Below are 7127 nucleotides of genomic sequence, written 5' to 3' on the forward strand. Positions count from 1 at the left end.
GCAACGGCGGCCCGGCGGCGCTGCTGCGTGAACAGACAGCGCGCCGGCGAAAGCGCCAATGGCCGCAGGCCGGGCGCGTTCGAGGCAAGACGCCTGAACGTTGGACGGCTGCGCCGGATGCTGCGCGACGTGCGGTGCGAATGCACCGGCACGACAGGCGCAGCGACACTGAAGCAGCCAGCAGAACGACATGCCCGATGGCACGTCAGAGCGCAGCGAATCGGCGGCCATCATGGGCGTATCTCCGGCCACACCGGATGCGCAACGCCGATCACGGCGGATGCGCTGACCGGGCCGAAATAGCGGCTGTCGAACGATGCTGGATTCGTCACGCTCAACAGGAGCAGTTCGCCCGGTTCAAGGCGGCGGCAAAGCTGCAAGGACGGCAGCGCCCGGCCCAGCCGGTCGGCGGGCAGTACGGCGGCCGAAGGCACGCCGTCGATGCGTACCTGACCGGCGACGATGCAGACGTGTTGCGGCGCGACCGCGCCCACACGTTTGAGCAGCGGAACGCGCGTCGGCAGGTAGCCGCGCTGCGCAGCGAGCGCGGCAGCCGTGGCCGGAAGCGGCACCAGCACGATGCTGTCCACGGACAACGGACGTGGCAGCGAGGCGGTGCGCGGGTCGAACGGGTCAATGCGATACCAGCCGACCGCCACGCTGTCGGACGGGTTGTAGGTCAGACGCGGCAGCGGCGACACGAAAGCCGCCCAGGCCAGCGCAGCGAAGCCGATGGCGGCCAGTGTCGCCAGCACGATGCGAGCGCGCAGGCGTGAGCGAGGACGCGGCGCCACGTCGGGCGCGTTGGGTGTGGTGGTCGGGGCGGTCATGGCAGCACCTTCCCGGCCAGCCAGGCGGTATGCCGCTCGGTGGTGTATTCAGGCAGCGCAAGGCGAGCCGCAAGACGGTTGCCCAGCGTGCGCCAGTACGCCGGCGACACGTCGATGGCAGCGATGCCCAGCGCCTCGATGCCGTCGATGCGCTCCAGCACGGCGCGCACGTTGGCATCGCCTTCGGTGTGTAGGAGCAAGCGCGCGCCCGGCTGAACACCGGGGATGCGCTGCGCCGCGTCCAGCGGTGTGCAAGCCTGCATCACCATGAGTTGCCAGCGGATCGTGCCGTAGTCGTTGGCCTGCCAGCGGATGCGGCAGAGCATCGCGCCCGGCAGGAACACCGCGCAGCGCCGCCAGCGGTCGAGCTGAAGCGTGCGCGCCGGTTCGCCGAAGCGCAGGTAGAGCTTGAAGCGATGTTCGAGGTAGGCCAGCGAAACGCGCGTCAGCGGCACATTGCCGGCCTGTCCGGCGAGTGCCGAAAGCGCAGGCAGCGGCGCAGCCGGTGCCGCGTTCGCGGCAGGCCAAGCGAATGCGTTCATGGTGTGTTCTCCGGCGGAAACTCCCGCTCCAGCAGGCCGCGCAGCAGGTCGGCCACGGTCACGCCTTGCGTGAAGGCCGACACCTTGATGCGCGCCCGCATGGCGGGCGTGATGTCGAGCGTGAGGCGGGCCGTGTAGAGGTCGCCTTTGCCCAGCGCGTCGGCATCGCCCTGACGAATCCACGCCTCGGCGTGCGGATTCGCGGGCGGACGTGCGCCGATGCCGACGCGCTTGCCCGTGCGTTTGCTGTTGGGTGGCTGCTGCGCTGTCATGTCGGCCACCGCAGCAGTTCGTCCACCAGGGCGGTGATTTCGCGGGCGGCGGCACTGTCGGGCGCTGTCTCGCGTGCGAGCCGGCCAGCGGCCACGCTGTCGGCGAAGACGATGCGCTGATGCACCTCCGAGCGCAGCGCGGGCAGCGGCTGTTCGGCGAGCGATTGCCGCGCCTCGCGCCCGATGATGGTGGTGCTGACGCGCCGGTTGATGACGAAGGCCGCGCGGAGCAGCGGCCGGAACACCTGCGCCTCGCGGATCAGCGAAACCATTTCCGAGCTGGCCCAGAGGTCGTAGGGGCTGGGCTGCACCGGGATCAGCACGCGCTCGGCCGCCAGCAGCGCGGAGCGCGCCAAGGCGGCGATGCGCGGCGGCCCGTCGATGATGACGTGATCGGCCCGCCTGGCGAGTTCTGGCGCTTCCTGATGCAGCGTTTCGCGTGCGAGGCCCACGGCGCTGAACAGCCGTGGCAAGCCTTGCTGGCTTCTGCGCTGCGTCCAGTCCAGGGATGAACCCTGCGGGTCGGCATCGAGCAGGACGACATGCTGGCCGCGCATCGCCAGTTCGCCCGCGATGTGCGTGGCGAGCGTGGTCTTGCCGACACCGCCTTTCTGGTTGAGCAGAGCGAGGATCATGGCGCGGCCCTCCCTGCTGGAAAGCCGGGCTTTACCTGCCGTGCAAAACGCTGTTCGCCGTGCCGTTTCTCGGTTGTCCACCGAAACGGCGCGCTTCTACTAAAAGTTATGTATTTCTTGTTAGGGAAGTTAGAGGGGCCGCAAACCCGCGCCGTTATTGGCTTTCCGGCGTTTTCGTACTCCTGATAGCACGATAGGCGTACTCCCGATAGCACGATACCCGGTACTCCTGATAGCACGAGGCCGTCCACACCTTTTCCACGAGTTATCCCCGTGCCGTGTGCAGCACGGGCCGGAAGGTCAGCAGTTCTTGTCCGTCGTCCGGCATTCGCTCGATGCCCAGGACGTAGCCGGGCAGCGACTGCCGCGCCACCAGGACGCGCAGGTCGTAAGCGAAGTCGGAGAAGCGCGCAGCGCTGCCCGACTTGCGGTGCAGGTGCCGGAAGTCGAATTGCCAGCCGCCCGGCTGCTTGCCGCCGTGCTTGCGCACCAGGCGGTACAGCCAGCGCTCGATCCCGCCCTTCAAGCGGAAATAGGCTGGGTCGATGGTCAGCACCAAGGCGGCATCGAGCACGCCCGCATAGAACCAGTCCGGCAGGATCAGTTCGATGCCCAGCGGCACGCCGCTGGCATCGGCCAGTTCCTTCCACTCGTTGATCCACGAGAAGCGATGCAATCGCCTTCCCGTGGTTTCGCGGATGGACGTGGCCACCGTGGTCGATTGCAGCCGGTCGAGCGCGGCTTTCAGGCGCAGGTAGTCGTTGAGAGACGTGCCGCGCCCGATGAAGCGCAGGATCTCGTAGGGAGTGGCGCGTATCCAGCGCGACGGGCGCAAGCCCGCGTCGCGCGCCTCCACGATCTGCGAGGCGGCCCAAATCAGCAGGTCGGCATCCCATATCGTTGCGATGCCGTGCTCCTGCGTACCCTCCACGCGGATGGTGATGCCGCCGGCGCGGAAGTCGATCGGCGCGGTACGCCGCGACTTCGCCAGCGAGAAGAACGGAAAGGCCATCAAGTCCTGGCTGTCGCGGGGTGCCATGTCGCCCGGCAGCGCGCGGAACAGGTCGAGCTGTTCGCGCTGCAAGGCTTGCCCTGGCGGGCTGGACATGGCGACGGCCACCCACGCGCCAGCGATCAGCGGCCATCACGGTAATCGCCCGCGTGGCGTTCGGCATATTCCGGGTCGGAAGTCGCCTCGTAGCTGCGCTGGTCGGCCCAGGCATCGAGGTCGGACACCGCGTACATGACGCGGCGGCCGAACTTGCGGAACTTCGGGCCGCCGCCGATCACGCGCTGTTTCTCCAGCGTGCGTGGCGACAGGCGCAGGTACTCGGCGGCTTCGTCGTTGGTCAGGTAGCGTTGGGGCTGCGCAGGCGCAGCGACAGCAGCGGCGGCAGGCCGCAAGGGAGCGGGTCGCATGGGATGTACCTCCATCAAGCCCGGCCACACCACGCGGCCGGTTAGAGGCACTTTCAAGAAAGCGAGGCTGCTTGCTAAGGGACGATCTACGGGGGACGCGAAACGTCCCCCCCTACTGCAACGGCGGCGGAAGCTGTGCCAGGCGGCGATAGCCGCCACGCATCAGCGCATCGCCACGACGTACCAGCCGCCGCACGCGGGCACGTAAGGCGCTGTCCTTGTGCCAGTCGGCGGCGACGGCATCGGCGCCGAACAGCCCTTCGGCCACTTCGCGCAATGACGCGCCCGCCAGGGTCGCGTCGAGCGTCTGCAAGGTGTGCAGTTCCAGCACCGCGGCCGTCGTGGGCCTGGAACGGGCCGCCGCCGCAGGCGTGGCAACCGTGGCCACGGCCAATGCGTCCAGCTCGGACGCGAGCGTGCGATAGCGCGCGCAGGGCGTGGCGCAGGCGCGGGTGGCGTAGAGGTAGGCCATGCCGTCTTCCAGGCCCGGCGCGAGCGCGAGCCGCAGGCAGCAGCCGGGCCAATGCGACACCAGCACCAGGCGCTTGCCGTCGTGGATCAGTTGCTTGCGGCCAGGGACGCGCCAGAACTCGAAGGCATGGGCTTCGGGTGGCGGGTCATCGTCCGGGTAAACCTGCACGACGGCATCGTGATCGGGAAACCAGGCCGGATGCGCGTCGCGCGCATCCAGGGCTGGGTCTTCCAGCAGGCGCAGGCCCCACGCCTGCGCCGTGTCCGGCCGGCGGCGGCGGCGCAGCCAGTCGCGGCGGTAGTCGGGATTTCGGCGCAGGTATTCCCACGCCAGCGCAGGGCCGTCAAGGTGCAGAACGTAGAGATAGGCCGCTGTCGGATACCAGTGTTCGGCGCTGCGATCAGTCATGGCGAAACCTCCCTCTGTTTGGGATGCGTCGCCACGATTTCCGCGATGCGGGAACTATCGAAATGCCATCAGGTCGTCATCAAAATTGGTTAGGCTGTAACTGTCGGTGTCAAGACCATTTGGCTCTGCGTGTTGCGGAAATCGTCTGAATGCGACGGCTACGCCTTCAGGAAAATGACGCGCAGCACCGAACACCGTGCCGCAGCCCGCGCCCAAGATCAGGACTGTTTTCAACAGGATCGCACCACTTCGGTGCAAGAATGCGGATTCAGACCTGCACGGTCTTGATCAAGATTGAAATAGTCACGATGCGCCCCGGCTGGCTAGGCCGCGCTGGTTTTCATCAGTCCGTGATCGCGCCGTTCTCCTGCGCCAGCCGGACGTACTCCGATAACGGGCGCACCGCCTGGAAATACCGATCCCGCCGCACCGGCAGCTTGCGCGGCCCGACGATGCCCGCCAGGTCGGACAGCTTGACCATCCCGAGCTCAGGCATACCGATACCGAGGTCGATCAGGCCGTAGGCCGTGTCGCCATCCGCCGGGTCGAGCGACACCAGCAGCCAGGTCACATGCGCGTCCGGGGTGAACAAGCGCACCACGGGCAGCGGGTCGAGCCGCTGACCAGCGGCGAGCGCCGCGCCGTGGGCCAGCAGCCGGGCGCGTTCATCAGCGGTGACAAGCGGCAGGGTCATGGGCAGCTTCTCCACGAAACCGACGATGCGCGAATGCGCTTTGGTGCCGAAGCGCAGAACTGCCGAAACGCATCCGTGCATTCGTGTGGAAGCACCGATGTGCAAGCCATCGCATCCGTAGAAGAACAGAAGCGCCGAAGCGGAATTGTCGGAAGCCGGAAAGACACGGATGCGATTCCCCGGTTCTGTCGGAATCCGCATCTGCGGATTTCCGTAAAAGCACGAAAGCGGGCCTTTCAGCCATGAATGAACACTATAGATTGTAGCCCTATAGGGCGCAATGGGCTGTCATCTTGGTTTTTATGGGGAAACCAAGTTAGTGACAGCGAAACACTCATTGGCAACGGCAATACGGACAGTCAGGAAGGCGCGAGGCTTGAGCCAGGAAGCGTTCTCCGACGTGTCCAGCCGCACCTATATGAGTACGCTGGAGCGCGACTTGAAAAGTCCGACCCTGCACAAGCTGACCGAGCTGTGCGAGGTCATGGAAGTGCATCCGCTGACGCTGTTGACGCTGGCCTACGCCGGCGACGACACGCACAAGGCCGACGAACTGCTGGCGCGGGTGCGCCAGGAGTTCGAGGCCGTGCTGAAAGAGCGCGACGCGCCCTAGCGCGTCTGAATGCCCGCAAGCGGAGCGCGCAGCGCCGCCAGGCGCGAAGGCGTGAGGGATTGAAGCCGAATGGACATGACGCCATTGGCGGCATGGGGCGCAGCCCGAAAGCCCGGCGGCGCAATGCGCCGACACGCCATGCTGTTCCTACTGCCACGGGCTTCGAGCCATTCGACCATCACCAATGCAATGCTGGCCTTGGACATGCGGGACATGGGGCAACTGCCGAAACCCTGTGCGTGCGATGCTGCGATCAGCAGCACCGCGCCCCGCCGCAATGGGCGGGGCGCGGTGGGCGGCCGTCAGGCCGCCTTGGGCTTGCTGCGCGACCAGATGAGGTCGTGCGTGTCATTCTCGCCTTCGATCAGGCGGGCATAGACCGTCGCCGGGAATGAAGGATCGTCGATGGCCACCGACAGGTAATCCCGCCCGGCCTCGCTGGTTTTCTTCCACGCCGCGCCGAAGTCGTGGCCGGCCGCTTGCAGGCGGAAGTCCGGGGCGCTTTCGTTCTCGCCCTTGTCGTTGGGAACCAGCTTGACCTTGAAGTTGAGGGTCAGGGTGCGGAGCTGGCCGGTGAAGCCGTCTTTCTCTGCGGTGAAGGTGCCGATGTTAGCCATGATGATTTCTCCTTTCGGGTTGAACAAGGTCGCGCCAGTGCGTCCTTGTTGTGATCCGTCCGGCGGGGGATGGGCTGGCCGCACCGCGCAGCGGTCGCAACACCGTGGAGAACCTGGAAGCGAAAAGAATTTGTCCCGCGAGGAATGCGCGCAGCGCAGGGGGAATTGTTTTCGCTGGAAGGTTGCGGCCATGAAGCCCAGCCACCGCCAGGATTCACAACAACACAAGGACGTACTGGCCGCCCGCTCCCGAATGGAGGCATGGCCGACTCGGCATCCCCGCGCGACGGCTTCACCGGCCTGCGCCCTGACACGGGCAAGGACAATGCCCAGCGACAAGGTGAAAGCGTCCCTACTGCTGCTTGCGGCCCTTTGCGTGAGGCGTGGCGTGGAAGCTCCATTGCAAGGCCGGGCGGCGTGTCGGTGAACCGTCCTTCGTGACGTACAGGCGACGAACCGCCAGCGTCGAGGACGGCACGCTTTCGTGCAACCTGCGGCAGCAAGCCGGGGCGTAGCCCCACACGCCCGTCCATTGCGGTGGGGCGCGTTCGGAATGTCGTCGGCGCTGTGCGCCGACGCACTTATGGGCTTCGAGGGTTTCCCGCGCACAAGGTCACTTGTGCGC

The 7127-nt window shown here is 66.6% G+C and carries 11 protein-coding genes; 1 reads left to right on the forward strand and 10 read right to left on the reverse strand.

The annotated features are described in order from the left end of the window. Positions 1–230 precede the first annotated feature (230 nt). The 8 genes from QMX81_RS14180 to QMX81_RS14215 all read right to left on the reverse strand — a co-directional run bounded on the left by QMX81_RS14180 (position 231) and on the right by QMX81_RS14215 (position 5272). Positions 231–830 carry a S26 family signal peptidase gene (locus QMX81_RS14180; RefSeq protein ID WP_004883067.1) on the reverse strand — a complete coding sequence of 200 codons (600 nt, stop codon included), beginning with the start codon at positions 828–830 and terminating at the stop codon, positions 231–233. Beyond that, positions 827–1372, reverse strand: a complete 546-nt coding sequence (locus QMX81_RS14185; RefSeq protein WP_004883064.1) for a DUF2840 domain-containing protein — start codon at positions 1370–1372, stop codon at positions 827–829. The genes QMX81_RS14180 and QMX81_RS14185 overlap by 4 nt, the downstream gene beginning before the upstream one ends. Further along, positions 1369–1644, reverse strand: coding sequence for a hypothetical protein (locus QMX81_RS14190; protein ID WP_004883063.1), 276 nt, complete (start codon positions 1642–1644; stop codon positions 1369–1371). The genes QMX81_RS14185 and QMX81_RS14190 overlap by 4 nt, the downstream gene beginning before the upstream one ends. Then, on the reverse strand, positions 1641–2279 hold the full coding sequence (gene parA / locus QMX81_RS14195) for a ParA family partition ATPase (protein WP_004883061.1): 639 nt from the start codon (positions 2277–2279) through the stop codon (positions 1641–1643). The genes QMX81_RS14190 and parA overlap by 4 nt, the downstream gene beginning before the upstream one ends. 265 nt (positions 2280–2544) lie before the next feature. Then, a complete protein-coding gene (locus tag QMX81_RS14200) occupies positions 2545–3387 on the reverse strand; it encodes a replication initiator protein A (RefSeq protein WP_004883059.1) in 843 nt (280 codons plus the stop codon). A 26-nt stretch (positions 3388–3413) separates the two neighbouring features. Continuing rightward, positions 3414–3698, reverse strand: a complete 285-nt coding sequence (locus QMX81_RS14205; RefSeq protein WP_004883058.1) for a helix-turn-helix domain-containing protein — start codon at positions 3696–3698, stop codon at positions 3414–3416. Positions 3699–3810: 112 nt separating this feature from the next. After that, positions 3811–4578 carry a DUF2285 domain-containing protein gene (locus tag QMX81_RS14210; RefSeq protein WP_004883055.1) on the reverse strand — a complete coding sequence of 256 codons (768 nt, stop codon included), beginning with the start codon at positions 4576–4578 and terminating at the stop codon, positions 3811–3813. 343 nt (positions 4579–4921) lie between these two features. After that, positions 4922–5272, reverse strand: a complete 351-nt coding sequence (locus tag QMX81_RS14215; RefSeq protein WP_028699139.1) for a DUF2958 domain-containing protein — start codon at positions 5270–5272, stop codon at positions 4922–4924. A gap of 319 nt (positions 5273–5591) precedes the next feature. Here QMX81_RS14215 and QMX81_RS14220 point away from each other — a divergent pair, with 319 nt between their 5' ends. Next, positions 5592–5885 (forward strand): helix-turn-helix transcriptional regulator, encoded by a 294-nt coding sequence (locus tag QMX81_RS14220; protein WP_064717570.1) that lies wholly within the window; start codon positions 5592–5594, stop codon positions 5883–5885. Here the strand turns inward: QMX81_RS14220 and QMX81_RS14225 are convergent. Together QMX81_RS14225 and QMX81_RS14230 are read right to left on the reverse strand one after the other, a co-directional pair. Continuing rightward, on the reverse strand, positions 5882–6100 hold the full coding sequence (locus tag QMX81_RS14225) for a hypothetical protein (protein ID WP_103790875.1): 219 nt from the start codon (positions 6098–6100) through the stop codon (positions 5882–5884). The genes QMX81_RS14220 and QMX81_RS14225 overlap by 4 nt on opposite strands. Before the next feature lie 87 nt (positions 6101–6187). After that, the gene (locus QMX81_RS14230; protein WP_004883051.1) at positions 6188–6502 is read right to left on the reverse strand and encodes a DUF736 domain-containing protein; all 315 of its coding nucleotides are present in this window, start codon (positions 6500–6502) and stop codon (positions 6188–6190) included. Positions 6503–7127 lie beyond the last annotated feature (625 nt).

It is taken from the genome of Stenotrophomonas sp. PS02301 (genome assembly GCF_029959485.1).
Taxonomy (GTDB): domain Bacteria; phylum Pseudomonadota; class Gammaproteobacteria; order Xanthomonadales; family Xanthomonadaceae; genus Stenotrophomonas; species Stenotrophomonas maltophilia_Z.

Bases quoted from the DNA above. Each gene is read 5' to 3' on its own strand.
- QMX81_RS14200 (WP_004883059.1), bottom strand. From the start codon at position 3,387: ATGTCCAGCCCGCCAGGGCAAGCCTTGCAGCGCGAACAGCTCGACCTG.
- QMX81_RS14185 (WP_004883064.1), bottom strand. From the start codon at position 1,372: ATGAACGCATTCGCTTGGCCTGCCGCGAACGCGGCACCGGCTGCGCCG.
- QMX81_RS14230 (WP_004883051.1), bottom strand. From the start codon at position 6,502: ATGGCTAACATCGGCACCTTCACCGCAGAGAAAGACGGCTTCACCGGC.
- QMX81_RS14205 (WP_004883058.1), bottom strand. From the start codon at position 3,698: ATGCGACCCGCTCCCTTGCGGCCTGCCGCCGCTGCTGTCGCTGCGCCT.
- QMX81_RS14215 (WP_028699139.1), bottom strand. From the start codon at position 5,272: ATGACCCTGCCGCTTGTCACCGCTGATGAACGCGCCCGGCTGCTGGCC.
- QMX81_RS14180 (WP_004883067.1), bottom strand. From the start codon at position 830: ATGACCGCCCCGACCACCACACCCAACGCGCCCGACGTGGCGCCGCGT.
- QMX81_RS14210 (WP_004883055.1), bottom strand. From the start codon at position 4,578: ATGACTGATCGCAGCGCCGAACACTGGTATCCGACAGCGGCCTATCTC.
- QMX81_RS14190 (WP_004883063.1), bottom strand. From the start codon at position 1,644: ATGACAGCGCAGCAGCCACCCAACAGCAAACGCACGGGCAAGCGCGTC.
- parA (WP_004883061.1), bottom strand. From the start codon at position 2,279: ATGATCCTCGCTCTGCTCAACCAGAAAGGCGGTGTCGGCAAGACCACG.
- QMX81_RS14225 (WP_103790875.1), bottom strand. From the start codon at position 6,100: ATGTCCCGCATGTCCAAGGCCAGCATTGCATTGGTGATGGTCGAATGG.